This window comes from Allobosea sp. 05T438, assembly GCF_056396025.1.
The window spans coordinates 51,426-75,404 of record NZ_JBFTKQ010000005.1 but is presented as its reverse complement, the minus strand read 5'-3'; the positions used below and the strand labels follow the sequence as shown (position 1 = coordinate 75,404).

23 protein-coding genes and 1 pseudogene are annotated in these 23,979 nt (G+C 65.7%); 11 read left to right on the top strand and 13 right to left on the bottom strand.

Annotated features, from left to right (window positions below; all coding sequences use genetic code 11):
* Window positions 1-168 precede the first annotated feature (168 nt).
* Genes AC1DIN_RS12930 through AC1DIN_RS12915 form a run of 4 tightly spaced genes read left to right on the top strand, consistent with a single transcriptional unit; the run spans window position 169 to window position 5,123 of the window.
* Window positions 169-1,677 (top strand): M81 family metallopeptidase, encoded by a 1,509-nt coding sequence (locus AC1DIN_RS12930; RefSeq protein WP_476810108.1) that lies wholly within the window; start codon window positions 169-171, stop codon window positions 1,675-1,677.
* Between the two features lie 35 nt (window positions 1,678-1,712).
* Window positions 1,713-3,254, top strand: coding sequence for an ABC transporter substrate-binding protein (locus AC1DIN_RS12925; protein ID WP_476810107.1), 1,542 nt, complete (start codon window positions 1,713-1,715; stop codon window positions 3,252-3,254).
* Window positions 3,255-3,300: 46 nt separating this feature from the next.
* The gene (locus AC1DIN_RS12920) at window positions 3,301-4,179 is read left to right on the top strand and encodes an ABC transporter permease (RefSeq protein ID WP_476810106.1); all 879 of its coding nucleotides are present in this window, start codon (window positions 3,301-3,303) and stop codon (window positions 4,177-4,179) included.
* Complete coding sequence (locus AC1DIN_RS12915) at window positions 4,176-5,123, top strand: ABC transporter permease (protein WP_476765172.1); 948 nt, start codon at window positions 4,176-4,178, stop codon at window positions 5,121-5,123. Before AC1DIN_RS12920 ends, AC1DIN_RS12915 begins: the two co-directional genes overlap by 4 nt.
* A gap of 8 nt (window positions 5,124-5,131) precedes the next feature.
* Here the strand turns inward: AC1DIN_RS12915 and AC1DIN_RS12910 are convergent, their stop codons facing one another.
* Complete coding sequence (locus tag AC1DIN_RS12910; protein ID WP_476810105.1) at window positions 5,132-5,923, bottom strand: IclR family transcriptional regulator; 792 nt, start codon at window positions 5,921-5,923, stop codon at window positions 5,132-5,134.
* Window positions 5,924-6,057: 134 nt separating this feature from the next.
* Here AC1DIN_RS12910 and AC1DIN_RS12905 point away from each other — a divergent pair, with 134 nt between their 5' ends.
* Window positions 6,058-7,383, top strand: coding sequence for an aspartate aminotransferase family protein (locus AC1DIN_RS12905; RefSeq protein ID WP_476810104.1), 1,326 nt, complete (start codon window positions 6,058-6,060; stop codon window positions 7,381-7,383).
* Between the two features lie 89 nt (window positions 7,384-7,472).
* On the opposite strand, the pseudogene AC1DIN_RS12900 reads toward AC1DIN_RS12905, so the two are convergent.
* The 6 genes and pseudogenes from AC1DIN_RS12900 to AC1DIN_RS12875 form a co-directional block, all read right to left on the bottom strand.
* Window positions 7,473-7,721 (bottom strand): annotated as a pseudogene (locus tag AC1DIN_RS12900) (glucose dehydrogenase); the annotation flags it as partial.
* Window positions 7,722-7,782: 61 nt separating this feature from the next.
* Window positions 7,783-8,379, bottom strand: coding sequence for an IMPACT family protein (locus AC1DIN_RS12895; RefSeq protein WP_476810103.1), 597 nt, complete (start codon window positions 8,377-8,379; stop codon window positions 7,783-7,785).
* Window positions 8,380-8,486: 107 nt separating this feature from the next.
* Window positions 8,487-8,867, bottom strand: coding sequence for a SpoIIAA family protein (locus AC1DIN_RS12890; protein WP_476810102.1), 381 nt, complete (start codon window positions 8,865-8,867; stop codon window positions 8,487-8,489).
* A gap of 36 nt (window positions 8,868-8,903) precedes the next feature.
* A complete protein-coding gene (locus tag AC1DIN_RS12885) occupies window positions 8,904-9,167 on the bottom strand; it encodes a hypothetical protein (protein WP_441470467.1) in 264 nt (87 codons plus the stop codon).
* 27 nt (window positions 9,168-9,194) lie between these two features.
* Entirely contained in the window at window positions 9,195-9,452 is a 258-nt protein-coding gene (locus AC1DIN_RS12880; RefSeq protein WP_441470466.1) for a hypothetical protein, read from the bottom strand.
* Between the two features lie 277 nt (window positions 9,453-9,729).
* Window positions 9,730-10,506 carry a DeoR/GlpR family DNA-binding transcription regulator gene (locus AC1DIN_RS12875; RefSeq protein WP_476810101.1) on the bottom strand — a complete coding sequence of 259 codons (777 nt, stop codon included), beginning with the start codon at window positions 10,504-10,506 and terminating at the stop codon, window positions 9,730-9,732.
* A gap of 142 nt (window positions 10,507-10,648) precedes the next feature.
* Between AC1DIN_RS12875 and AC1DIN_RS12870 the strand changes: the two genes are divergently transcribed.
* The 4 genes from AC1DIN_RS12870 (at window position 10,649) to AC1DIN_RS12855 (ending at window position 15,277) form a co-directional block, all read left to right on the top strand.
* Window positions 10,649-11,443, top strand: a complete 795-nt coding sequence (locus tag AC1DIN_RS12870) for an inositol monophosphatase family protein (protein ID WP_441470465.1) — start codon at window positions 10,649-10,651, stop codon at window positions 11,441-11,443.
* Between the two features lie 57 nt (window positions 11,444-11,500).
* Window positions 11,501-12,559: an ABC transporter ATP-binding protein gene (locus AC1DIN_RS12865; RefSeq protein ID WP_476810100.1), complete on the top strand. Its 1,059-nt coding sequence runs from the start codon at window positions 11,501-11,503 to the stop codon at window positions 12,557-12,559.
* Window positions 12,556-14,196, top strand: a complete 1,641-nt coding sequence (locus AC1DIN_RS12860; protein WP_476810099.1) for an ABC transporter permease — start codon at window positions 12,556-12,558, stop codon at window positions 14,194-14,196. Before AC1DIN_RS12865 ends, AC1DIN_RS12860 begins: the two co-directional genes overlap by 4 nt.
* 82 nt (window positions 14,197-14,278) lie before the next feature.
* The gene (locus AC1DIN_RS12855) at window positions 14,279-15,277 is read left to right on the top strand and encodes an extracellular solute-binding protein (protein WP_476810098.1); all 999 of its coding nucleotides are present in this window, start codon (window positions 14,279-14,281) and stop codon (window positions 15,275-15,277) included.
* Window positions 15,278-15,337: 60 nt separating this feature from the next.
* Here the strand turns inward: AC1DIN_RS12855 and AC1DIN_RS12850 are convergent, their stop codons facing one another.
* The 6 genes from AC1DIN_RS12850 to AC1DIN_RS12825 all read right to left on the bottom strand — a co-directional run bounded on the left by AC1DIN_RS12850 (window position 15,338) and on the right by AC1DIN_RS12825 (window position 20,594).
* Complete coding sequence (locus tag AC1DIN_RS12850; RefSeq protein WP_441470461.1) at window positions 15,338-16,240, bottom strand: TIGR01459 family HAD-type hydrolase; 903 nt, start codon at window positions 16,238-16,240, stop codon at window positions 15,338-15,340.
* Complete coding sequence (phnE, locus tag AC1DIN_RS12845) at window positions 16,218-17,051, bottom strand: phosphonate ABC transporter, permease protein PhnE (protein WP_441470460.1); 834 nt, start codon at window positions 17,049-17,051, stop codon at window positions 16,218-16,220. The genes AC1DIN_RS12850 and phnE (AC1DIN_RS12845) overlap by 23 nt, the downstream gene beginning before the upstream one ends.
* Window positions 17,048-17,854 (bottom strand): phosphonate ABC transporter, permease protein PhnE, encoded by an 807-nt coding sequence (phnE, locus tag AC1DIN_RS12840; protein ID WP_476810097.1) that lies wholly within the window; start codon window positions 17,852-17,854, stop codon window positions 17,048-17,050. The genes phnE (AC1DIN_RS12845) and phnE (AC1DIN_RS12840) overlap by 4 nt, the downstream gene beginning before the upstream one ends.
* Window positions 17,851-18,663, bottom strand: a complete 813-nt coding sequence (gene phnC / locus AC1DIN_RS12835; RefSeq protein WP_476810271.1) for a phosphonate ABC transporter ATP-binding protein — start codon at window positions 18,661-18,663, stop codon at window positions 17,851-17,853. The genes phnE (AC1DIN_RS12840) and phnC overlap by 4 nt, the downstream gene beginning before the upstream one ends.
* Window positions 18,664-18,701: 38 nt before the next feature.
* Window positions 18,702-19,691: a phosphate/phosphite/phosphonate ABC transporter substrate-binding protein gene (gene phnD, locus AC1DIN_RS12830; RefSeq protein ID WP_476810096.1), complete on the bottom strand. Its 990-nt coding sequence runs from the start codon at window positions 19,689-19,691 to the stop codon at window positions 18,702-18,704.
* Window positions 19,692-19,811: 120 nt separating this feature from the next.
* Window positions 19,812-20,594: a DeoR/GlpR family DNA-binding transcription regulator gene (locus tag AC1DIN_RS12825; protein WP_441470457.1), complete on the bottom strand. Its 783-nt coding sequence runs from the start codon at window positions 20,592-20,594 to the stop codon at window positions 19,812-19,814.
* A 263-nt stretch (window positions 20,595-20,857) separates the two neighbouring features.
* Between AC1DIN_RS12825 and AC1DIN_RS12820 the strand changes: the two genes are divergently transcribed.
* Entirely contained in the window at window positions 20,858-22,183 is a 1,326-nt protein-coding gene (locus AC1DIN_RS12820) for an ABC transporter substrate-binding protein (protein WP_476810095.1), read from the top strand.
* A gap of 75 nt (window positions 22,184-22,258) precedes the next feature.
* Window positions 22,259-23,977 (top strand): ABC transporter permease, encoded by a 1,719-nt coding sequence (locus AC1DIN_RS12815; protein ID WP_476810094.1) that lies wholly within the window; start codon window positions 22,259-22,261, stop codon window positions 23,975-23,977.
* Window positions 23,978-23,979 lie beyond the last annotated feature (2 nt).

Sequence of the window (23,979 nt, the reverse complement as noted above, 5' to 3'; positions counted from 1 at the left end):
GAACATCCGATCCTTGACGTGAAATATTTGCGACAACTAGGTTTTTGAAGGTTGCGCAGGCTGTTTTCCCGGCTTTGTCGGGAGCCGATGCGGTCGACGCCGGCGCGATGCTGACGGTTCGTCTCACCCGTTCCACGGGCACTCGAAGTCGCTTTCCGGGAGGTCGCAGTGCGTCTGGCTCTGATCCACATCGTCCAGGAGACGAACGACTTCAATCCGGTGCTGACGACGCTGGCCGATTTCGAGGCCTTCGGCATCTATGAGGGCGAGGAGATCGTCCGGCATTTCAGCGAGATCGGCCAGATCGGCGGTCACTACGCAGCAGCGAAGGAGTCCGGTCTCGCCATCGAGACGGTCCCGATCATTCGGGCCTGGGCGGTGGCGGGCGGCCGCATCTCGCGCGAAGCCTTCGACTACTTCCAGGCGAAGATCCGGGCTGGACTCGAAACCGCCGGGCCGATCGACGGCCTCGTCCTGCAGCTGCACGGCGCCTGCGCGGCCGAGGGCATCGACGATGTCGAAGGCGAGCAGGCAGAGCTCTGCCGGAAAATCCTCGGGCCTGACGTGCCGATCCTGCTCGGGCTCGATCACCACGCCAATGTCACCCACAAGATCATGGCCAATTGCACGGCCATCGTCGGGCACCGCACCCAGCCGCATGACGTGTTCGACACCGGCAAGGTCGGCACCGAGGTGCTGCTGCGCATCCTGCGGGAAAAGGCGAAGCCGGTGATGGCCTGGCGCAAGATCCCGCTGCTCTCGCATCAGGAACAGTTCCTGACCTCGAAGGGGCCGATGAAGCTCTGGTTCGACCGCGCGCGGGCGCTCGAGGCCGACCGGCGCGTGCTGCAGGCCTCGAACTATCCGATGCAGCCCTGGCTCGACGTCGCCGAAGGCGGCTGGTCGACCATCGTCGTCACCGATGGCGACCAGGCGCTGGCCGAGAAGCTGGCCGACGAACTTGCCGATCTCGCCTGGTCGATGCGCGACGATTTCCAGATCCGCGAGGCCGTCTCGGTGGACGATGCCGTGCGCAAGGCCGATGCGGCGGAGCGCGGCATGATTGTGCTCAGCGACACCGGCGACACCGTCTTCGGCGGGGCGGCGGGAGACAGCAACCTGCTGCTGGAAGCGATGCTGCGGCTCGGCATCAAGAACAAGGCGTTGATCCCGCTGATCTCGCCCGCGGCGGTCGCGGTGCTGACCGCAGCGGGCGAGGGCGCGCAGGTCACCCTGCCGCTGGGGGGCGATGCCGCCACTGCCTTCTTCAAGCCGCTCACGGTGACGGGACGGGTCCGGAAACTCGGAAGCGGGGCGATCCCGCTCAAATTCAACCATCAGACCGAAGTCGATATGGGCCGCGTCGCCGTCTTCGATGTCGGGCCGGTGACGCTACTGATCTCGGAACTGCGCGGCGTCGCGGGCAATGTGCCGGATGTCTACGAGGCCTTCGGCATCGACCTCTCCGAGTACAAGATGGCCGTGCTCAAGACAGCTTCGAACTTCCAGTATTTCGATCGTGTCGCCTCCGGGCTGGTCCGTGCCGATACGCGCGGGCCGGGGCAGTCCGACGTGTTCACCTTGCCGTGGCAGCGGATTCCGCGCCCGGTCTATCCTTTGGAGACAATAAGCGACTGGCGGGCGCATTCGTCCCAGCCGGGAGCGGGGACGGCTTGAACGGCGACTGAAAACCAAAACGAGAGGGGAAAGCGATGACAAAGCTGTCGCGACGTCAATTCTGCATGACCGGCCTTGCCCTCGCGGCGGCGGCCCCTCTGGCGGGAGCTCTGCCCGCCGCCGCCCAGCAACTCAAGGGCGGGGCGCTGCGCGTGGCCGTGCTGAGCGAGCTGGCGAACTACGATCCGCAGCAGCTCTCGACGGTCAATTTCCACGTCATCAAAAACCTCTATGACAGCCTGATCGAGTACACGCCGGAGGGAAAGCCGGAGCCGAGTCTGGCGACGGAGTGGACCATCGCCCCGGACAAGAAATCGGTGACGCTGAAGCTGCGCGATGGCGTGAGCTTCCACAGCGGCACGCCGTTCAAGGCCGACTCCGTGGTCGCAACCCTGCAGAAGGGCGCCGACCCCAAGCGCGGCAAGAACGTCTTCGCGACCATGTCGATCGTCAAGGACTGGTCGGCGCCGGATGAGCGCACGGTCACGATCAACTTCAAGGCGCCTGTGCCCGAACGCCAGATCCTCGACCTCCTGCAATTCCTGCTGCCGATCGACCCCAAGGGCATCGAGACGGTCGAGACCGTGCCGGCCGGCACCGGGCCCTACACGCTGGTCAACCGCGCCGTCGGCCAAAGCCTGACGCTCAAGGCCAATCCGAACTACTGGCGCGAGAAGCAGCCGATCGCGCAGGACCTCGTCTTCACCGTGTTTAGCGAGGACGCCGCGGCGAGCGCGGCGCTGGAATCGGGCGCGGTCGATATCGTCTATAACGGCTCGTCGCGCAGCGCGGTCAGGCTCAAGAATGCCGGTTTCCAGGTCTTCGCTGGGCCGGGACCGCTGGTGCAGGTCTTCCGCATCAACTCGACGCGCGGCCCCTTCCGCAACAAGGCGTTCCGGCAGGCCTTCAACCATCTGATGGACCGGGCGAGCATCCTGCGCGTCGGCTATGCTGGGATGGGCAAGGTGGTGGCGCTGCCCTGGGCGCCGGCGAGCCCGGCCTTCGACGACAGCTATACCAAGACCTATGCCTACGATCTCGACAAGGCGAAGAAGCTGATCGCCGCTTCCGGCCTTTCCGCCGACGAGATGAAGGGCTGGAAGCTGCTGGTGAACGGCAGCGACGAATCCTCCGTCGCCATCAGCCAGATCGTGCAGGGTTCGCTGCAGAAGGTCGGAATCCCGATCGAACTCGACATGCGCCAGGGCGCCGAATACGTCACCGCGCTGCTCGGTGGCGATTTCGCGGCGACCTTCGGCGCGGTCGGCAATGTCCAGAAATTTCCGTCGCGCGTCACGACCAACTCGATCTACCGCACCTCGGGCAATCCGATCCTCAAGGACCCGCATCCGCACCTGGACTATGTTGCGGCGATCGCGAAGGTGGATGGCGCGGCCGGCAGCGAGGCCGAGGTCAAGGCGGCCTATGACAACCTCAACCGCGTGCTGGTGGATGAGGCCTTCGGGGTTCCGACCAACTCCTACGATGTCGGCCTGATCGTCGCTTCGGAGAAGGTTGGCGGGGTGACGCTCGACATCGACAACCTCTTCGTCGCGCGCACCATCGGCTTCAAATGAGCCGGACAGGCGTGAGGGACGTCGTGCGGGAGCGCGGCGTCGCTGCATGAGTGAGGCCTTCGCATCCCTGGGTCGGCTGCTGCGCCGGTTGCTCGCGCGGCGCGGCGCCGCAGTGAGCGTGACCTTCCTCGTGCTGGTAGCGCTTGCGGCGCTCTTCGCCGATTTCCTGCCGCTCGACCCGCTCACACAGAGCATCGCGGATTCGCTGAAGCCGCCTTCGCCCGAGAACTGGTTCGGGACGGATGAACTCGGCCGCGACATCCTCGCCCGCGTCATCTACGGCGCACGCACCTCGCTGGTCACAGCCTTCGGGGCGGTCTTCATCGCGGCGCTGATCGGCGTGCCCATCGGGCTCGTCGCCGGGTTCTACGGCGACTGGCGCGACTCGCTGCTGATGCGCTGCATCGACGTGCTGCTCGCCTTGCCGAATATCCTCTTCGCGATGGCGCTGATCGCGGTGCTCGGGCGCAGCCAGGGGGCGGCGCTGATCGCGGTCGGCGTCGCCGGCATTCCGGGCTTCGCCCGCATCGCCAGGGCGCAGGTGATGGCGCTGCGCCAGCTCGATTTCGTCACGGCGGTGCGCGGATTTGGTGGGCGGCCGGGCTACATCATGTTTCGAACGATCCTGCCCAATGCCTTGAGTCCGCTGGTGGTTCAGGTGGTCGTCCTGGCCTCGATCGCGATCCTGCTCGAGGCTGCGCTCGCCTTCCTTGGGGTCGGCGTGCCGCCGCCGACGCCGAGCTGGGGCGAGATGCTGCGTACCGGCAAATCCTATCTCTACGAGGCGCCGACCTACGCGGTGCTGCCCGGCCTTGTGCTGACCCTGACGATCCTGTCCTTCGACACGATTGGCCGGGCGTTGACCGCGCTCCTCGACCGCGACGAGACGGATGCGTCCGGCGTGACGATCGGGGGGCGGCGATGACGGCTTATGTCCTGCGCCGTCTCGCCCAGATGCTGCCGGTGCTGCTGCTCGCTTCCTTCGCGATCTTCGCGATGATCTACGCGGTGCCCGGCGGGCCGGTTGCGGTCATCGTCGGCGAGAACGCCTCGCAGGAGGAGATCGCGGCGGCGATCCAGCGCTACGGGCTCGATCGGCCGATGGTCGTCCAGTATCTCGATTGGCTCAGCCGGGCAGCCACAGGCGATTTCGGCTTGTCGCTGCACAGCCGCCAGCCGGTGCTGCAGCTCATCGGGGAACGGCTGCCAGCGACGCTGCAGCTCGCGCTGACGGCGATCGTGGTGGCGCTCGCCATCGGCATCCCGGTTGCGATTGCCAGCGCAGTGAAGCCGAACTCCTGGCTCGACCGGCTGCTCAGCGGCTGGAGTGCGCTGGCGCTGGGCGTGCCGACCTTCTGGCTCGGCATCCTGCTGATCCTGCTCTTCGCTGTCGAGCTCAGGTGGCTGCCCTCGGCCTCGCGCCATGTGCCGCTCTGGCAGTCACCGCTCGATGCGCTGCGCAGTCTGGCGCTGCCGGCGCTCACCCTCGGCACCTATGTTTCCGGCATCCTGGCGCGGTTCCTGCGGGCTTCGCTGATCGGGGAGGCGCGGGCCGATTATGTCCGCACCGCCCGTGCCAAGGGCGTGCCTGAGAACCGCATCGTTGGCCTGCACATCATGCGCAATGCGATGCTGCCCTTCGTGACCATCGTCGGACTGATGATGGCCAACTTCATCGGCGGTGCCGTGGTGACGGAGGCGGTCTTCACCTATCCCGGCCTTGGCCGGCTCCTCATCCAGGCGATCAGCACACGCGACTATCCGCTGATCCAGGGCTGCATCCTGGTGATCCTGGTCGCCTATATGCTGATCAACCTTCTGGTCGACATGCTCTACGCCTGGATCGACCCGCGGATCGAATACCGATGAGTGCGGTCTCAGCGCGCCGGGGCGGTGGGATGCGAGCCGAGCTGGGCGCAGATGCCGGCTGCGACTTCGCGCAGGCGCATGCCGGCCTTGGCCGCCAGCGAATGCGGCATGCGCATCAAGGGCGCCGAGATGGACAGTGCCGCGACCGGATAACCGTCCTCGTCGAGGATCGGCGCGCCGACGCACATCGCTCCGTCCTCGTTCTCGCCCATTTCCGTGGCATAGCCGGTGCGCTTGACCTGCCGAAGCTGGCGCTCGATCTCCTCGCGCTCGAGCAGGGTGCGGCCGGTGCGCTCCGTCAGCGGCAGGTCGAGCTGGCGCTGACGCTCCGCGTCGGGAAGGAAGGCGAGGATCGCCTTGCCGAGGGCGGTGGAATGCATCGGATGGCTGTCGCCGATGCGCGCCTGCATTCTGAGCGAACGGTTGGCTTCGACAAGGTCGATATAGACGATTGTGCCGTTGCCCTTCACGGCAAGGTTCACCGTCTCGTTGAACTCGTGCATCAGCTCGATCATGGCCGGCCGGGCGAGCTCGCGGACCTTGCTGACGCTGGCATCGGCGCGGGCGATGGCGCGCAGCTGCGGGCCGAGATTGTAGCGGTCGCTCGTGCGGTTGTGGTCGAGGAAGCCGGCTGCCGTCAGCGTCTGCAGATAGCGGAAGGTCGTCGTCTTCGGAATCCGCAGCTCCTTGCTGACGGCGGTGAGCGCGATCTCATGGCCGTGGCGGGCAACCAGTTCCAGCACCTTCAGCGCCTTCATCACCGGCTGCACGACGTAAGGGTTGTCGGCTTTCTTGGTCATGGCGGCTGCGTTCCTTGCGAGGGGACAAGGCCGCATAGCGGGCGCGAATGAATTCCGCAACACGAAACCGACGTTCCTTTACACGGTGAGGTCGGTCTGGTGAGGTCGAGCCAACAACAGCGGAGGCAACGCACGTGGCAGGTAACGGCACCCAGCAGGCGGGGACACTGCGCTTCGAGGAATCAGCCCGGCAGATCGCGGAGAATGCGCGCTTCGTCGCCGGCGGCGTGAACAGCAACTTCCGGCTCGGCATGGCCCCTGGGCCCTTGGTCTTCGAGCGCGGCGAGGGCGCCTATCTGATCGATGTCGATGGCAATCGGATCATCGACTACTACTGCGGCATGGGCGCGACCGTTCTCGGCCATTCGCCGAAAACGGTGATCGAGGCCGTGCAGCGGCAGGCGGAAAAGGGCATCCTCTTCGCCGGCCAGGCGCCGATCGAATACGAGGCCGCGAAGCTGATCTGCGAGCGCATCCGCTCGGCCGAGCGGCTGCGTTTCGGCTCGTCAGGCTCGGAAGTGGCGCAGGCAGCGATCCGGCTGGCACGCGCCGCCACGGGCAAGCGCACCATCGTGAAGTTCGAGGGGCATTATCACGGCTGGTTCGACAACATCCTGTGGTCGACCGCGCCGGGGCTGAACGCCGCCGGCCCGGAAGAGGCGCCGACGCCGGTGATCGGCAGCAAGGGCCAGGACCCAGAGGCGGGCGAGGGGCTCTCGATCCTCGGCTGGAACGACCTTGCTGCGCTGGAGAAGCGGCTCGCAAAGGGCGATGTCGCCGCCGTTCTGATGGAGCCGGCGATGTGCAACCAGGGCGCCATCGCTCCCGCGCCGGGCTATCTTGAGGGCGCCCTCGCCGCCTGCCGCAAGCATGGCGCGCTGCTGATCTTCGACGAGGTGATCACCGGCTTCCGGCTCGGCCGGGGTGGGGCGCAGGAACGTTTCGGCGTGACGCCGGACCTGACGATCATGGCGAAGGCGATCGCCAACGGCTTTCCCGTCGCGGCGGTGGCCGGGCGCGCCGATCTGCTCGATCTGTTCGCCGATGGCGTGCTCCATGGCGGCACCTTCAACGCGCAGCCGATCGCGATGGCGGCTCTTGTCGCGACGCAGAAGGCGCTCACGCCGGAGCATTACGAGCGCAGCTCCGCCCATGGCCAGCGCCTGCAGGACGGCATCCGCACGATCCTGGCGGAAGAGGGCATCAAGGCGCAGGTCGCCGGTTTCCCGCTGATGTTCCACGTCGCTTTCGGACTGGACGGCCGGGCGCGGAATTACCGTGACGTCGCGCGCGCGGACAAGGCCGCCTATAGCCGCTTCGCTCATGCGCTCCTCAAGCGCGGCGTGCGCGTGCTGGAACGCGGCGCCTGGTTCGTGTCGTCGGAGCACGACGGCGAGATCGTTGACCGAACCTTGGATGGGGTCAGGGCTGCGGCGCGCGAGGTCGTCCAGTCTCAGTGAGCTCGATGCCGGCGGATTGCCGGCCTCCACCGTCCCGCGCTCCACACCGCCCTCCAATTCGGTGGCGGAACGGGCAAAGCGTTCCCTTGGAGGTCGGTGCTCTGGGGAAGAATGACGAGGTCGCGGATCGTGACGTTGCGGGGCCTCGTCAGCATGAAATGCACGGCTTCAGCCACCTCTTCCGCTTAGATCAGGCCGCCGCGAGCGCGCTCGGCATCGAGCTTATCCTGGGGCCAGTCGGCGATCAGGGCCGTCACGACGGGGCCGGGCGGGATCGCCCCGACGCGCAGGCCGTGCGGAATGACCTGCCGGCGCAGCGTATGGACGAAAGCCTGAATTTTGGCCGCTCGATCTCTCCGGAAATCCGTCGATGAAGCGGTGGTCCAGCGAGCTTTGCCGCTATTCGTCCCACCTGATGATCGCGCGTCCGCTGGTCAGATCCGTCACCAGTCGAGCCACGCCATCCGCCTCGGCTTTTGGAGCCGACACTGACAATACGGCGCCAGTATCCGTGAAAGCCTGGTCGCGCACCTGCACGCCCGGAAACGCACCAAGCCGCGCCTGGACGAGCGTCAGGTCGCCGAACCCGCATGCGATCGTCGCCGAGATGGACTCGACCAGCGCCACCTTTTCGGCTGCGCGCAAGCTCAGGGCGGCCGTACCGCCATAGGCACGCATCAATCCGCCGCTGCCCAGCAGGACACCGCCAAACCAGCGCGTGACGACGACAGCGACGCCGTCGAGACCTTGCCCATCGATCGCCGCGAGGATCGGCTTGCCCGCAGTGCCGCTCGGTTCTCCGTCATCGTTGAAGCGATAGCTCTGCCCGAAGCGCCACGCCCAGCAATTGTGGTTTGCCGCGGGGTCGGAGTGTGCTGCGACGAAGTCCTTCGCCGTCGCCTCGTCGGCAACAGGACCGGCAGCCGCAATGAAGCGGCTCTTCTTGATCTCCTGCTGGGCAGTTGTGAGCTCGACAAGGGTAAAGCGCGCGACCATGCGCCCATGTAGCATGGTCCGCTCCAGGCAAGTCGATCTTCAGTCACGCGGCGCAGCGCAACGCGCGCCTGGCGATCATCGAAGCGACCGCTTTCTGCGATCGTTCGCTAACGATCCTGGGCCGCGTTGCCCTTCAGCCAAGCCAGCGCGCGTGCTTTCTCTTTTGCTGAAAACTGTTGGATCTCGGCCGCCACAATGTGCCTCGCGACGTGGGGAGCGAATTTCAAAAGCTCGCTGTCTGAAACGATCGCAACGCGTTCGACCTTGCGATGGTGGCCGATCACAAACTCCAGATGGGAGAGGAGGGCGCCGATGCTTTCCCAGCCAGGAAATGAAGCGGCATCAACCATCAGTCCTTTGAGCGACCCTTTGGCGGCGATGTAAGGATCGACAACCTCGGACAGCCGTTGGAAGTCTGCCTTCTCAAGGGGCCCGTGAGGCGCCAGGGTCACGATTCCCTCGTCTTGGAGAAGGTCGATCTGCAGCATCCATCCTCTCCCAGGTCAGCAAGGCCGCCGCCAGCCCTATTTGGGAAGGCACTCCACATTATAGGCGACGATGATCTCCTTCGGCCCGACCTTGCCAACGAGCTGAAGTTCATCGAGAGCGCTTTTGAGCCTGGTTCCGGCCTCCTTCAGGCTGTCCTCCAGTTTTGACTTCGCTGACTTGCATCGCTCCTCGCTGGTGAATTCCTGAAAGACCACGGTGGGCAGAAGCCGCCATTCTGCCCGATCGCTCGTGGCGATCGGGCTCACTGAGTAGGAGAAGACGTACATCAGGACCCACATGAGGATGGCCTCCTGTTGCGAGGATGCTCAGCGCCGACCTGCTCGATTCACTGGGCCACCGCGATTCATGGGAGTTCCGGGCCGCACTCCGACGCCCGGCGCACCGACACCGGGGGTTGCCACTGCGGCGCGCGCAACCGGCCTGGGACGCAGCACGACACCGGGCCTTGCGATGCAGCCCGCTGGGTAGCCGACGTACTGACAATAGACAGCCGCTCGGACCTCTCCGGTGCTTGCGGCAGTCATCGCGGCCGTAATCGCCGCCAACAGGATTGGGAGCTTCATTTTGCCCTCCGTCGACCGAGTTTTTGCAGAGGCAATCTCTGGCGAAGGAAGTCTGCCGGTCTGGCAGATCCGCGCCAGCTGATCGGGGAGTGTCAGATGGCGCCTGAAAGGGAGGCAGGCGCTATTGTCCCTGAGGACAATACCTCAGCGGCGGATGGGGCTATCCACCGCAACAACGCGCAGGATTCCCGCTGACCCGGCTCTTTTGGATCACGGGGGCGCGGCCCATCGCCGACGGGGCAGACACAATGGATTGCGAACAGGAAGCGGTGCGTCGCTAACTGTCAGCAACGATAACGCGCCCGACTGCACCCGAAAGGGCCGCCAGTGCCGGCAATGCCCTGGCCTTCTTGTCCGTGACCAGCGCGGAAACGCGATCGAGCTCACAGAAGCGGACGCGGCTGATCACGCCGATCTTCGAATGATCGGCGATCAGAACCACGCCTCCCGAATTGATCGCCATGGCCCGGGCGATCTCGCCGGTGTGTTCGAAGAAATTCGTCGCAGCTCCATTGATGTCGACGCCGAAGGGCGACAGGAGAGCCAAGTCTGCCTTGAACCGATAGATGTCATTGATCGTCGATGCGCCGCCGGTCTCTGGCAGCTCATGCACGATCGAACCGCCGAGCAGAAAGACTCGGCTGCCGGTCCTTTGCTGGGTCGATGCCATCGTCGTCGCGACCTGCAGGGAATTCGTCAGGATGCTCAGCTCGGGTACGGTCTTGAGTTCCTCGGCCAGCGCCGCGGTGGTCGTGCCCCCGTCCAGGAACAGTGTCTGCCCGCTCTTGATCAAGGCCATCGCGGCGAGAGCAATGGCGCGCTTTTCTTTCAGGCGGACAGAGGACCGAGCCCCGTAGGACGGATCCTGTTCGGTGGTCACGCTGATCGCCCCACCATGGACCCGCCGCAGACTGCCCTCCTGCTCCATCGCCACCAGATCGCGGCGGATCGATTCATGCGAGACGCCGAACTCGTGGGCCAGCCGCTCGACCGAAACGCTGCCAAACGTTTCGAGCAGAGCGCGGATTCGCTGCTTTCTCTCCCCTTGCCACATGCCATGCATCTCCCCGAACCGGTTAATTGCACCGCTCGTGAAAGCAGCGCAACAGCCGCCTGAAAAAATACCTCATAATCCCACATTGCCACAAATACGCACGAATGCTAAGCCGACTTCAAAGGCGCTTGGGGGCACGCGGATGCGGATCGAGAACAATCAGGCGGAATGGCTGGCCTTTGCCCTCCGCATGGCAGCCGAAAGCGGGGCTATCCTCCGGGAGGCGGCCGCCGTTCGCCCGGACGTCGAGGTCAAGCCCGACAAGAGCTTCGTGACGGCGCTCGACGCCCGCATCGAGCGCAGGCTGCGCGAAATGCTGGCCGACGGATTTCCCGCGCATGGCGTCCTCGGCGAAGAGGAGGGTCCGGCCAACCCTGACGCCGAGCATGTCTGGGTGCTCGATCCGATCGACGGCACCGCGGCTTTCATCGCAGGCCTGCCGGTCTACGGCACGCTGATCGCTTTGATGCAGGCCGGCGAACCCATCATCGGCATCATCGACCACCCGGCGACCGGCGATCGCTGGGTCGGGGTGAGGGGAAGCCCGACGCTGTTCAACGGCAGGCCCTGTCGCACGCGCCGCTGTGGCTCCATGCAAGAGGCGATCCTGTCCGCCAGCAACCCCGATCTGTTCAACGACGAGGAGCGCCCGGCGCTCGATGCCATGCGGGCAGCGACAGCATGGAGGATCTGGGGCGGCGCATGCATGAGCTTCGGGCTGCTTGCGAGCGGCCGCACCGACATGTCCTTCGATGCCGGCCTGAAGCTCTGGGACTTCGCACCCTGCCGCCCGATCATCGAAGGTGCCGGCGGCGTCATCACCGACTGGGAAGGCCGGCCGATCACGCGCGAGACGGGGCAACGCATCCTGGCCGCAGGGGATCCCGAGCGCCATCGCGAGATGCTGAATCTCGTCGGGAGAGCGATGCAGAACTAGCCTGAACCGCTCCGAGACGGCGCCGATCCGCCGGAGCCTCCATTCGAGAGGGGAGACATGGGTATCGCAATCGAGGACTTGGCCGTCGCCTATGGCGGCCAGCGCGTCATCGACGGGCTCGGGCTGACGATCGAGCCTGGCTCGTTCTTCACCCTGCTAGGCCCGAGCGGATGCGGCAAGACCACGCTGCTGCGCACCATTGCGGGTTTCGTTCCGGCCGAGCGCGGGCACCTGCGCTTCGGCGGCACGGAGGTCACGCATCTGCCGCCGCACAAGCGCGACATCGGTATGGTCTTCCAGGATTATGCGTTGTTTCCAGATAAGACGGTCTTCGACAACGTCGCCTACGGCCTGCGCGCCCGCAGACAGCCGGAAGCCTCCATCAAGACCAAGGTCCAGGCGGCTCTGGAACGTGTCGGCCTCGGCCATCTCGGTGGCCGCCATCCGGCCGCGCTCTCGGGCGGCCAGCGCCAGCGCGTGGCGCTGGCGCGCGCCCTCGTCATCCAGCCGCAGGTGCTGCTGATGGACGAGCCGCTCTCCAATCTCGACGCCAAGCTGCGCCTGCAGGTGCGCGAGACCATTGTCGAGCTCCAGCGCGAGGCGAAGATCACCACGGTCTTCGTGACTCATGACCGGGAAGAAGCGCTCGCCATGTCCGACCGCATCGGCGTGATGAACAAGGGCCGGCTCGAACAGGCCGGCACGCCCGCCCAGATCTATCGCGAGCCGCGGACCGGCTATGTGGCGGATTTCGTCGGCGGAGCCAATCTGGTCGAGATCGAGACACCGGCGCGGCTGGCGGGTGAGACCGGCCCCGTTACGCTCGACGGCACCGCCATCGCGGCGCGCGCGCCGGCGGCGGTGGCGGCCGGCCGCGCGACGCTCGTGGCACGGCCGGAGGACATCCTGCTCGCGGAGCCCGGGAGCGCCGGCACCTTGCCCGCCAGGATCGCACACCGGCAATATCTGGGAGGCAAGACCAGCTACAAGGTCGCGCTCGACAGTGGCCGCGTCCTGGCGGTGGATCTTCAGAGCGGTGCACATGACCGTTTCGAGCCCGGCGCGAGCGTCGGCCTCGGCTTCGACCCCGCCCGCACGCTGGTGCTTGCGTCATGAGCCACCAGCTTCGCTCTGTCTGGTTCTGGTTCTCGGCACTGGCGCTGGCGATCCTGGCCGTCTTCCTGCTCTATCCGCTCCTGAACGTGCTCACCGGTAGCCTCGGGAGCGGCGGCCGCAACGGTTGGGCAACGCTCGCGGGCGACCCGAAATACTTTGCTGCCATCGCCAACACGATCGTGCTGGGCGTCGCCGTGACGCTCACGACAACGCTGATCGGCGTGCCGCTCGCCTATTTCACGGCGCGCTTCGATTTTCCCGGCAAGCCGATCGTCGCGGTGCTGCCCTTGATCACGCTGGTGATCCCTGAGGTCATCGCAGCACAGACCTGGCTGATGATGCTCGGCAACAACGGCTTCATCACCCGCTGGCTGGGCGCGCGCGGCATCGACATGCCGAGCTTCTACGGCTGGCCCGGCCTGATCACCGTGCTGACCTTCACCTACTACACCTACACCTATATCGGCACGCTCGCGGCCATCCGCGGCTTCGACGTCCAGCTCGAAGAGGCCGCGCAGAGCCTCGGCACCTCGCCTGCGCAGTCGCGCTTCAAGGTCATGCTGCCGGTGGTGCTGCCCTCCGTGCTGGCAAGCGCGCTGCTGGTCTTCACGCTGGTCGTCGGCAATTTCGCCACCGCCACCATTCTCGGCAGCCGCGTGCAGTTGCTCTCGGTGCTGACCTATCAGGCGGCAGTCGCCGAAGGCGGCTCCGACCCCGTGATGCAGTCGACGCTGGCGACGGTCTCGATCGCTCTCGTCATGATCGTGCTTTTCGTCCAGCGCTGGATCGTCGCGCGCGGCCGCCATGAAGTGGTACAGGGCCGCGGCGCCCGATCCGAGCGCTTGCGAGGCGTGCCGGGCCTTGTCATCGGCACGCTCGCCGGCCTCTTGGTCGTGGTCTCGCTGCTGCCGCTCGGCTCGATCGTCGCCGGCGCCTTCACCGTCTCGCGCGGCCCGGTGATGCGCTGGGGCGAATGGACCACGGCCCATGTCGAGCGATTGGTCAGGATCGCGCCCGACCCGGTGATCAACACGCTGCTCTACTCCGCCGCCGCCACCGCTATCGGCATCACCTTCAGCGCGCTCGTCAGCTACCTCATCGTCAAGAAGCGCAACATCCTGACGCCGGCCCTCGACTATCTGACGGCGCTGCCGCTGGCCCTGTCGGGGACGATCATCGGCATCGGCCTGATCATGTCCTTCAACATCGGCTTCCTGCCGCTGACCGGGACGGCCAGCATCATCGTGCTCGCCTATATCGTGCGGCGGCTGCCCTTCGGCATCCGCAACTCCTCCTCGACGCTCTACAACATCCCGAACTCGATCGAGGAAGCCTCGATCAGCCTCGGCGTGCCGCCGGTCGCGACCTTCTTCAAGGTCGTGCTGCCGCTGATGCTGCCCGCCGTCGCCGCCGCCGCGGTGCTGACCTGGACGACCACCGTCGCCGAGCTCTCGGCCTCGATCATCGTCTATTCCGGCGGGCGCGAGACCATGCCGATCCAGATCTACAAGCTGATCGACTCCAACCTGATGGCGCCGGCCTCGGCCTATGGCCTCGTGCTGGTCGCGGTGATCCTGATCCCGATCATCGTCGCGACCCGCGTCTTCAAGATCGACCTGTTCTCGTCGAAGAGCTGAGCGGCGCCACCGAACGACAAGGCCGGGCCGGCGCCGCCTGCCGCCCGCGTCCAGAGGGGAAGGCGGAGAGAAAGGAACGACCATGACCCATCTGTTCGACCGCCGCACCGTGCTCGCCGGCCTTGCCGGCATGGCCGCCGCCCCGGCACTGGCCCAGAGCGCGTCGGGCACCGTGGTGCTCTACACCTCCAACAATGCCCAGGCGGTCGACGCCGTGCTCGGCGTCTCCAAGGAGAAGCAGCCCAACCTCAAGATCAGCACGATCACCGGCGGTTCGGGCCAGCTCCTGCGCCGCATCGAGGCGGAAGCGGCCAAGCCGCAGGCCGATCTGTTCTGGAGCTCCAGCGCAAATACGCTCGGCGCCTTCAAGCAGCTCTTCGAGCCCTATGCCTCGCCCGAAGCCAAGGCGATTCCGGCGGCGCTGCGCCAGCCCGAAAATCTCTGGACCGCCTCGAACGTCCATCTCGTCGTGGCCATGGTCAACAAGAACCAGCTCGGCGGCAAGCCGGCGCCGAAGACCTGGAAGGACCTGCTCGACCCAGCCTTCAAGGGCAAGATCATCATCGCCGATCCGGCCAACAGCTCGACCGCCTACACGATCCTCTGGGGCGTCGACAAACTTCTGGGATCGGACGGCCTGAAGGCGCTCGCGACCAACCTGACGGTCTCCAGCGCCGCCTCGACGGTGCTGCGCGCCGTCGGCCAGGGCGAATACGCGATCGGCCTCACCTTCGAGTCGAACGCCTATGCGTATGTCGCCGGCGGACAGCGCGAGATCTCGCTGCTCTATCCCGCCGAGGGAACCTTCTCGACGCCTGAATTCCAGGTTCTGGTCAAGGGCGCGCCTGCCGGTGCCGCCGCCAAGGCGGCCTATGATCTGATGCTGTCGAAGGAAGCCCAGATCGCACTGCTGGAGAACGCCTTCCGCCGGCCGAGCCGCAGCGACATCGACGTCTCCAAGCATGTCGAGCTGCCCGCCATCGACAGCGTCAAGGTCTTCGCCATCGACGAGGATGAAGCCGCGGCCAAGCGCGACGAGTTTCTCAAGCGCTGGCAGTCCTACGCCAGCGCCGCGAAGTAGCTCCGTTCTGTGAAATCCCCGGCCGCCTGACCGGCTGGCCGGGGTCGAGGAGCTGCGACGCTACCAGGCGAAGCCGGCGAGGCAATATCGCGGCCGGAACGCCGCCTGGGCGAAGAGCGCTTCGCAACTATCAGCTTCCAGTTCCGTCTCTTTCGACCAGCTCAGATCATCCTTGTGGATGCCCCCCGCGATGAAGCAGGCATCGATACCGGCATTTGCCGCCCCCGCGACGTCGTGCTCGAGCGAGTCCCCGATCGCGAGAAGCCGGCTCGCCGGCAAAGCCGTCGACCGGAGGCAGCTTGCATAGATTCTCGGGTGTGGCTTGCCGTGATAGTGCACGGTGCCGCCCATGGTCTCATAGGCAAGTGCGACCAGTCCCGGCGCCTCGCGCAGGCTGCCATCGGCATGGACCCGGTGGCGATCGGGATTGCTGCAGATCATCGGCAAGCCACGCTGCAACGCCCGCACGAGCAACGGCTTCCAGCCGGACACGGATTGCCGCTCGGCATCCATGGTCATCGCGAAGAGGAAATCAGCCTCCTCCGGTGACTCCACCAGCGTCAGGCCAAGCCCGTTCGCCAAATGCTCCTCGCCGGGCCGGGCGAGCAGGAGGCAGCGTGAGCCGAGATTGCGATAGGCGGGCTCGCTGCGCGAGGCCAGGGCGTCGCGGGCATCGTCTCCGGCAGAGGCGACGTGATCGTAGAGCCGGCGCGCAAATCCCATGCTCGCGAGAACGGCCTCGTTCTCGCTGCCGCTGCGGCCCGAATTGGACAGGATGACGACGGCTTTTCCGGCAGCCCGCAGATGTTCGAGGCAGGCGACGGCGTGTGGATACGGCTTGCTGCCGTCATGCAGCACGCCCCACTGATCGAGCAGGAAACCGTCGTAGCGCTCCGCGACCTCCGCCAGCCCGGCGAGAAGGACGGTCTGCGCCTGCGGCTCAGACAATGCGGGAGCGGACATGGGCCGAGAGCGCTTCGCTGATGATCACGATGCCTAGGATCGCGATGAGGATGACGATCGCCTGCGACCAGGCGAACTGGTTGATCGAGGCGTAGAGCAGCAGCCCGATGCCACCCGCCCCAACGAAGCCGAGCACACTCGATTCACGGACATTGATGTCCCAGCGATAGATCGAGGTGCCGATCAGGACGGGCAGGATCTGCGGCAGGATGGCGACGCCATAGACCTGCAGCGTGCTGGCGCCAGTCGATTCCACCGCCTCGATCTGGCCGGCATCGACCTCCTCGATAGCCTCGGCGACCAGCTTGGCGATGAAGCCGACCGAACGTGCCGCGACCGCGCAGATTCCGGCGACCGGCCCCGGCCCGAAGATCGCGACGAAAACCAGCCCCCAGATGACCGTGTTGATCGAGCGCGACAGCACGAGCATGCCGCGGCCGATCAGCCAGGTTCCCTGGTTCCAGGTGGTGTTGCGGGCGGCGAGGAAAGCGACCGGCAGGGCGAAGACGATCGCGATCATCGTGCCGAGCGTGGCGATGTGCAGCGTCTCGATCAGCGGCTGGACGATGCGCGGCAGATAGGACCAGCGCGGCGGCCACATCCGCGCGATCAGATCTGCCGCCTGCTCGTGAGCGTCGGCGAAGAAGGCCCATTCGATGTCGAGCGCCGAGACCGACCAGGCGGCCGCGATGGCGATGCCGGCCAGCCAGAGCCAATGCACGATGCGCTCGCGCGGCGAATAGCGCTCCCAACGGTCGGGATAGCCGCGCATAGGCGCGCCGCCGCGCGGAGGCTGCTGATGCGCCGTCATCTCAGTCTCCGCCTGGCCCAGTCGCTGAACCATTCGCCGAAGGCCACCATCACCGCGATCGTCAGCAGGATCGCGCTGGCGAAGTCGAAATCATAGCGCGAGAACGAGGCGGAGAGCGTCTGGCCGATGCCGCCGGCGCCGACGATGCCGATCACGGTCGAATGGCGCAGGTTGGAATCGAGGCGGTAGATAAGCACGCCGAGCGTCTTGATCAGCACCTGCGGCACGACGGCGTAGAAGAAGGTCTGTCCGAAGCTCGCCCCCGTGGCGCGGATCGCCTCGACCGGACCGGGCTTCATGTTCTCGATGTCCTCCGCCAGCATCTTTCCGAGGAAGATCGCCGAGGAGAAGGCGAGCGTCAGCAGGCCCGCCACTGGACCGAAGCCGAAGAGCTTCACGAAGAAGATCGCGATGATGACCTCGTGGAAGGTGCGGCCGACCACGATGAAACCGCGCGCAGCGAGATACAGCGGGCGAGGGGAGAGATTGGCTGCCGCAGCGATGCCGAGCGGGATCGAGAGCAGGGCGCCGATGATGGTTGCGGCGATGGCGATCTGCACGCTCTCGACCATGCCGGTGAGCAGAAGCTGCCAGCGCCCGAAATCCGGCGGCACCATCCGTGCCAGGATATTCCAGGCTCGCGGCAGCCCGGCCAGAATGCGGGCGGTGTCGATGTTGAGCGTCGAGAGCGACCAGACGAGATAGGCAGCGACCAACGCCCAGAACGCCAGGCGGCGTCCGGGGCTACCGAAGATGCTCGGCGCACGCCAATTGCTCGGGTAGGCGGCGGGCGCCGTGGTCATGGCAGCGCGCCCAGCGAGGCCGCGGCGGCGGCGGGAGCCGCCTCCTCGTCCTCCTCCTGCGGGCTCGACCAGTCCTCCTCGCCATAGATTCGGGTCAAGGCGGCATCGGTCAGTGCGGCGGCTTCGGCATCGAAGACGATCAGCCCGTCCTTCATGCCGATGATGCGGTCGGCATAGGCGCGGGCGAGCGCAACATCGTGAATGTTGATGATCGCCGGCGTCTGCCGTTCGGCGACCAGTTCGCGCACGAGCCGCATGATCTGCCGCGAGGTCTTGGGGTCGAGGCTCGCGGTCGGCTCGTCGAGCAGCAGCAGGTCCGGCCGTTGCATCAGCGCGCGGGCGATGCCGACGCGCTGGCGCTGGCCGCCGGAAAGCGCGTCGGCGCGCTGGTTGTGGTAGCCGTCGAGCCCGACACGATCGAGCAGCGCGAAGGCTGCCTGGATGTCCGCCGGCGGGAAGCGATAGCGCAGCGAGGCGAGGAGCCCGGTATAGCCGAGCCGCCCGGACAGCACGTTCTGCATGACGCTGAGCCGCTCGACCAGATTGTATTCCTGGAAGATCATGCCGATGCGGCGGCGCGCGGCACGCAGGCCCTTGCGGTCGAGCGCGACGATGTCCTCGCCGTTGAGCCGGACGCTGCCGGCGGTCGGCTCGACCAGCCGGTTGATGCAGCGGATGAAGGTGCTCTTCCCGGCGCCGGAAGAGCCGATGACCGCGACAAGCTGCGGTCGGTCGATGACGACGTCGACGCCGCCCAGCGCCTTCTTGCCGGTCGGATAGACCTTGGCGAGCCCCGCGACGGCCAGCAGCGGAGCGCCACCGGCCGAAGCCCCTGAGACCGTCGACATCAATCGCCCTTCAGCTTCGAGAGGCCGTCCTGGGTATAGGTGATGCCGCTGTTGCTCTGGATCAGGATGATGTCGCTCCAGGCGTCTTTGTAGCTCAGCTCCTTGAAGCCCTTGGTGTCCTTGAACTCCTTGGCGAGGGCGGAATTCAGGAAGTCGAAGCTCAGGAAGGCCTGCTTGATCTTGGCCTGCAGTTCGGGCTTGAGATCGTGCGCGATGCCGAAGGCCGTGCGCGGGAACGGGCTGGATTCATAGACGATGCGGATGTCGTCGCGCTTGAACATGCCACGGTCGGCCATGCGCTCGACCACGCTGGAGGCGACCGGGGCGGCGTCATAGTCCTTGTTGACCACGCCCATGATCGAATTGTCGTGCTTGCCGGAATAGAGGACCTCGTAGTCCTTGCCCGGCACGATGCCCTTTTCCTTGAACAGGATGCGCGGCGCGGTATCGCCGGAGTTTGAGGACGGGGCGACATGGGCGACGCGCTTACCCTTCAGGTCGGCGATGCTTTTGATCGGCGAGTCCTTCGGCACGATGAGCTGCAGCGTGTAGCCGATCGAATCGTCCTTCTTGGCCATTGCGACGATCGGGACGAAGCCGGCGAGATTGACCGCGAACGGTGTCGGCCCGCTGGCGACGCCCGCGATGTGCAGCCGCCCGGAGCGCATGGCCTCGACCTGCGCGGCGTAGGATTCCGCGCCGAACCATTTGATCTTCTTGCCGGTGATCTTGCTCAGATGGGCGAGGAAATCGGCGAAGACGTTCTCGTAGACCGACGGATCCTCGACCGGCGTATAGGAGAAGATCAGCGTGTCCGGGTCCTTCTGCTTCGCCGCGTCGGTGGGCGTGTCGGCGAGGAGGTCCCGGTTCGCGTCGCAGTAGCGGGCATCGAGCGTGCCGCGATTCGGGCATTCCTGCGCCTGAGCCGGGGCCGCGAGCCCGAAGCCGAGAGCGAACAGGCAAAGGGACGCGATCTTGGCGCTGAGCATGGCAACCTCCCTGGAACCGGCGCTCTTGAAACGGCGCTCGTGTAAGATTTCTTCCATCCTGATCAAAATCGACCAGCGAGGCAAGCGCCGGCTAAGCAATTGCGCGGCGCGGCAAGCCCGTCAGGCGACGAGCCAGTTCGTTCCGGCGTGCTCCCAGGCTTCCCGCAAGGGGAGGGGGGGCTCGGCATCGACGACGACGAGGCTGAAGGCTTCGGCGGCCGCGACCCGCGCCGTGCCGACCTGCTCGAACTTGGTGTGGTCGGCCACGGCGATCGTCCGCCGCGCACGGCTGATCGCCGCCTGGCGGACAGCGATCTTCTCCAGGTCGAAATCCATCGGCGCGCCGTCATCGTCGAAGCCGCCCAATCCGAGAATGGCATAGTCGAAGCGGAAGCCCATGATGCTTGTGATCGCCGCATGCCCGACGAGGGAGCCATTGGCCCCACGGGTGGTGCCGCCGGTGACGACGACATCGAAGACGCCGCCGCTGCAAAAGATCTGGGCGACGGAAACGCTCGCTGTCACCACCCGCAGCCCGGGCTTCCTCAGCAGCGCGCGAGCTGTTGCCTCCACGGTGGTGCCGACATCGAGGAAGACCGAAGCGCCGGGCGGCACGAGGTCCGCAACCGCCTTGCCGATCCGCTGCTTACCCTCCGGGGCGATTGTCAGTTTCTGGGCATAGGCGGAACGGATTCCGCCGGAAGCCAGCCCCGCGCCCCCATGGAAACGCTGCAGAAAATTGCCGGCCTGGAGCCGGATGATCTCGCGCCGGACAGTCTGCGCCGAGACGCCGAAGCGATCCGCCAAGGTCTCAATCGTTGTAAAGCCGAGCTCCTGGACAAGCGTCAGGATCTCACGCTGCCGGGGCGTGAGGTCGGAGGAGGGCGGGGCGGAGGCACTCATGGATGCACGGGCTTCAAGGGGGGCGGAAGTCGCAGGCTTGCACGTGGACGCCTGTTCTAAAAGCCCGTCGACCTGCGGAGGCGGGCAGCCCCACCCGAGCTTATCCGGACGCGTGACGATTGATGATGGTCGATTTCTTCCAATTGCGAGGGTGACAGCCGACGCGGTTTTGTGACAGCCTCATGACAAAAGGCCGCGACAACAGCGGCAGGGGTGTTTCGCGAGCATGAGCTTCGCGAAGCGCATAGAGGGAGGAAATCGGCATGTTTACCCGCAGGGTCGCTCTTGCTGTCGCGTTCGGCATCGCGGCCGCCTCAGCAGCGTCGGCGCAAGCGCCTTCCGGCAAGGTCACCGTGGTGACCTCCTTTTCCAAGGACGTCACGGATCCGATCAAGAAGGCCTTCGAGAAAGCCGTGCCTGGCGTCGCGCTGGAGGTCCAGAACCGCAACACCAATGCCGGCGTGAAATATCTTGAAGAGACCAAGGCCAACAACCAGGTCGACCTGTTCTGGGCGTCAGCGCCCGATGCCTTCGAGGTGCTGAAGGGCAAGCAGTTGCTGATGCAGTACAAGCCGAAGGCGGCGGGCATACCCGACAAGATCGGCTCCTATCCCGTCAACGATCCGCAGGGGTATTACTTCGGCTTCGCGGCGTCCGGCTATGGCATCATGTGGAACGAGCGCTACGCCAAGGCCAACAAGCTGCCCGAGCCGAAGGATTGGCAGGACCTCGCGAAACCGGCCTTCTACGATCATGTCTCGATCGCTTCGCCGGCCCGTTCCGGCACGACGCATCTGACGATCGAAACGATTCTCCAAGGTGAAGGCTGGGACAAGGGCTGGCGCACCATCAAGGAGATGGCCGGCAACTTCAATGCGATCACCGAGCGTTCGTTCGGCGTGCCGGAGGCGGTGAATTCGGGTCAGGTCGGCGTCGGCATCGTCATCGATTTCTTTGCCTTCTCGGCCCAGGCTTCCGGCTTTCCCGTCAAGTTCGTCTACCCCACGGTGACGACGGTGGTGCCGGCCAATGTCGGCATCGTGGCCAACGCGCCGAACAAGGCGGCAGCCGAAGCCTTCGTCGAGTTCCTGCTCTCGGCGACGGGGCAGGAGGTGCTGCTCGAGCCGGGCATTCGGCGCCTTCCGATCAATCCGGCTGTTTATGCCAAGGCAGGCGCCGACTACCCCAATCCCTTCACCGATCCACGCTTCCAGAAGATGATCGGCTTCGATGTCGACAAGTCGGAAGCCCGCACCGCCAGCGTCGATACGCTGTTCGACCAGTTGATCTCTTTCCAGCTCGATAATCTGAAGGGCGTGACCAAGGTGCTGCACGAGGTGGATGCCGCGCTGGCGAAGAAGCCCAACGCCCAGGCCCGTGCATTGGCCGACGAGGCCCGCAATCTGATCGCCGCCATGCCGGTGACGGAGACGCAGGCGTCGAGCGCGGAGATCAAGGGCGCCTTCACCGGCGGCAAGGAGAAGGGCGCCCGTCAGGCCCAGCTCGAAAGCCAGTGGGCGAGTTTCGCGCGAGACAACTATGCCAAGGCCAAGGCCAAGGCCGAAGAAGCGCTCAAGGCGGCGAAGTAAGAGCCCATGCCGTCATCCCGGAAGGCTGCGGCCGGTCCGGGATGACATGGTGCAACGACGATCGATCGAGAGCGCATGACCGCCGTCCCAGTCGCTGCCTCCCTCCGCGCAAGCAGGCTATCGGCCACGCCCGGCCAGATCGCGCTGGCGCTCGCCATCGCGATCTTCCTGCTGCTGTTCCTCGTCCTGCCGGTGGCGACGGTGCTCTACGTCGCCTTCACCGAAAAGGGCTCCGGCGGGTTCACGCTCATCAACTTCTACGATTTCGTCCGCACGGAGCTGTTCATTCGCTCGCTGTGGAACTCGTTCTATGTCTCGGCCATGTCGGTGGCATGGGCCTCGGTCTTTGCGCTGCCGCTCGCCTATCTGACCACGCGCTTCGTCTTTCGTGGCGCAGTTCTGATCCAGACGCTCGGCTTCCTTCCGCTGATCATGCCACCCTTCGTCGGAGCGGTGGCGATGCAGCTCTTCTTCGGGCGGAACGGCTCGATCAACCTGCTGCTGGACGATTGGTTCGGCTTCAAGATCGGGTTCATGGAGGGGTTGAACGGCGTCATCTTCGTCCAGTCCGTCCATTATTTTCCCTTCATCCTGATCAATCTCTCCGCGGCGCTGCGCAATATCGATCGGGCCATGGAGGAGGCGGCGCAGAACCTTGGATGTTCGGGTTTTCGGCTGTTCCGCCGCATCGTCTTCCCGCTGGCGCTGCCGGGCTATCTCGCCGGCGCCTCGCTGGTCTTCGTCAAGGTCTTCGACGATCTCGCCACGCCGCTGCTGCTCAACGTCAAGGATATGCTGGCCCCGCAGGCCTATCTGCGCGTCACCTCGATCGGTATCGCCGATCCGATGGGTTACGTGATCTCCGTCGTGCTGATCGTCGCATCGGTGATCGCGATGTGGCTGTCGGCGCTGGCGCTGAAAGGGCGCGATTACGCAACCACGCAGCGCGGCGGCGGCGGCCTGACGAAGCGCAGGATGACGCGGGGCGAAGCCGTGCTCGGCTATGGCATCGTCATCCTGATCCTGGGGCTGGTGCTGGCCCCGCATCTCGGCCTGCTGGTTCTGTCCTTCGCGACGGTCTGGTCATTCTCGCCGCTGCCCGATGGCTTCACGACCGCCCATTATGCCCGCGTCTTCGGCGAAAGCTCCCTCTACATCAAGAACACCCTGATCTATGCGACGCTCGCCGGCGCGATCGACGTGGTGATCGGCGTCGCCATCGCCTATCTCGTGCTGCGGACCAAGCTGATCGGCCGCGAATGGCTTGACTGGGCTGCCTCCGCGGCGCTCGCCATTCCCGGCGTCGTGCTCGGCATCGGCTATCTGCGGACATTCTACGGCATCACCTTGCCGGACGGTACGCCGCTCGCGGCGCTCTGGGTCACCATCGTGCTCGCGCTGGCGATACGGAGGCTGCCCTATGCCCTGCGCGCCTGCTACGCGGCGCTGCAGCAAATCTCGGCCTCGCTCGAGGAAGCGGCGGAGAATCTCGGGGCTACCAAGGCGCGAACCGTCCGCCGGATCGTCGTGCCCCTGATGACGGGCGGCATCCTGGCGGGCTTCGTCACGAGCTTCTCGACCGCGGCGGTCGAGCTTTCAGCGACCCTGATGCTGGTGCAATCCAACTCCGACGCTCCGCTGGCCTATGGGCTCTACGTCTTCATGCAGTCGGCGGCGGGCAGGGGGCCCGGTGCGGCGCTCGGCGTGGTGGCCGTCCTGCTCGTGGCGCTCTGCACCTTCCTGTCGCATCTCATCATCGAACGCAGCCAGAAGGCTAGAGGGCAGGGCCATTGACC

What these genes read in the sequence shown, in the direction of transcription:
- AC1DIN_RS12925 (WP_476810107.1), top strand. Translation starts at nt 1,713, where the DNA reads ATGACAAAGCTGTCGCGACGTCAATTCTGCATGACCGGCCTTGCCCTC.
- AC1DIN_RS12920 (WP_476810106.1), top strand. Translation starts at nt 3,301, where the DNA reads ATGAGTGAGGCCTTCGCATCCCTGGGTCGGCTGCTGCGCCGGTTGCTC.
- AC1DIN_RS12915 (WP_476765172.1), top strand. Translation starts at nt 4,176, where the DNA reads ATGACGGCTTATGTCCTGCGCCGTCTCGCCCAGATGCTGCCGGTGCTG.
- AC1DIN_RS12910 (WP_476810105.1), bottom strand. Translation starts at nt 5,923, where the DNA reads ATGACCAAGAAAGCCGACAACCCTTACGTCGTGCAGCCGGTGATGAAG.
- AC1DIN_RS12895 (WP_476810103.1), bottom strand. Translation starts at nt 8,379, where the DNA reads ATGGTCGCGCGCTTTACCCTTGTCGAGCTCACAACTGCCCAGCAGGAG.
- AC1DIN_RS12890 (WP_476810102.1), bottom strand. Translation starts at nt 8,867, where the DNA reads ATGCTGCAGATCGACCTTCTCCAAGACGAGGGAATCGTGACCCTGGCG.
- AC1DIN_RS12885 (WP_441470467.1), bottom strand. Translation starts at nt 9,167, where the DNA reads ATGTGGGTCCTGATGTACGTCTTCTCCTACTCAGTGAGCCCGATCGCC.
- AC1DIN_RS12880 (WP_441470466.1), bottom strand. Translation starts at nt 9,452, where the DNA reads ATGAAGCTCCCAATCCTGTTGGCGGCGATTACGGCCGCGATGACTGCC.
- AC1DIN_RS12875 (WP_476810101.1), bottom strand. Translation starts at nt 10,506, where the DNA reads ATGTGGCAAGGGGAGAGAAAGCAGCGAATCCGCGCTCTGCTCGAAACG.
- AC1DIN_RS12870 (WP_441470465.1), top strand. Translation starts at nt 10,649, where the DNA reads ATGCGGATCGAGAACAATCAGGCGGAATGGCTGGCCTTTGCCCTCCGC.
- AC1DIN_RS12865 (WP_476810100.1), top strand. Translation starts at nt 11,501, where the DNA reads ATGGGTATCGCAATCGAGGACTTGGCCGTCGCCTATGGCGGCCAGCGC.
- AC1DIN_RS12860 (WP_476810099.1), top strand. Translation starts at nt 12,556, where the DNA reads ATGAGCCACCAGCTTCGCTCTGTCTGGTTCTGGTTCTCGGCACTGGCG.
- AC1DIN_RS12855 (WP_476810098.1), top strand. Translation starts at nt 14,279, where the DNA reads ATGACCCATCTGTTCGACCGCCGCACCGTGCTCGCCGGCCTTGCCGGC.
- AC1DIN_RS12850 (WP_441470461.1), bottom strand. Translation starts at nt 16,240, where the DNA reads ATGTCCGCTCCCGCATTGTCTGAGCCGCAGGCGCAGACCGTCCTTCTC.
- phnE (WP_441470460.1), bottom strand. Translation starts at nt 17,051, where the DNA reads ATGACGGCGCATCAGCAGCCTCCGCGCGGCGGCGCGCCTATGCGCGGC.
- phnE (WP_476810097.1), bottom strand. Translation starts at nt 17,854, where the DNA reads ATGACCACGGCGCCCGCCGCCTACCCGAGCAATTGGCGTGCGCCGAGC.
- phnD (WP_476810096.1), bottom strand. Translation starts at nt 19,691, where the DNA reads ATGCTCAGCGCCAAGATCGCGTCCCTTTGCCTGTTCGCTCTCGGCTTC.
- AC1DIN_RS12825 (WP_441470457.1), bottom strand. Translation starts at nt 20,594, where the DNA reads ATGAGTGCCTCCGCCCCGCCCTCCTCCGACCTCACGCCCCGGCAGCGT.
- AC1DIN_RS12820 (WP_476810095.1), top strand. Translation starts at nt 20,858, where the DNA reads ATGTTTACCCGCAGGGTCGCTCTTGCTGTCGCGTTCGGCATCGCGGCC.
- AC1DIN_RS12815 (WP_476810094.1), top strand. Translation starts at nt 22,259, where the DNA reads ATGACCGCCGTCCCAGTCGCTGCCTCCCTCCGCGCAAGCAGGCTATCG.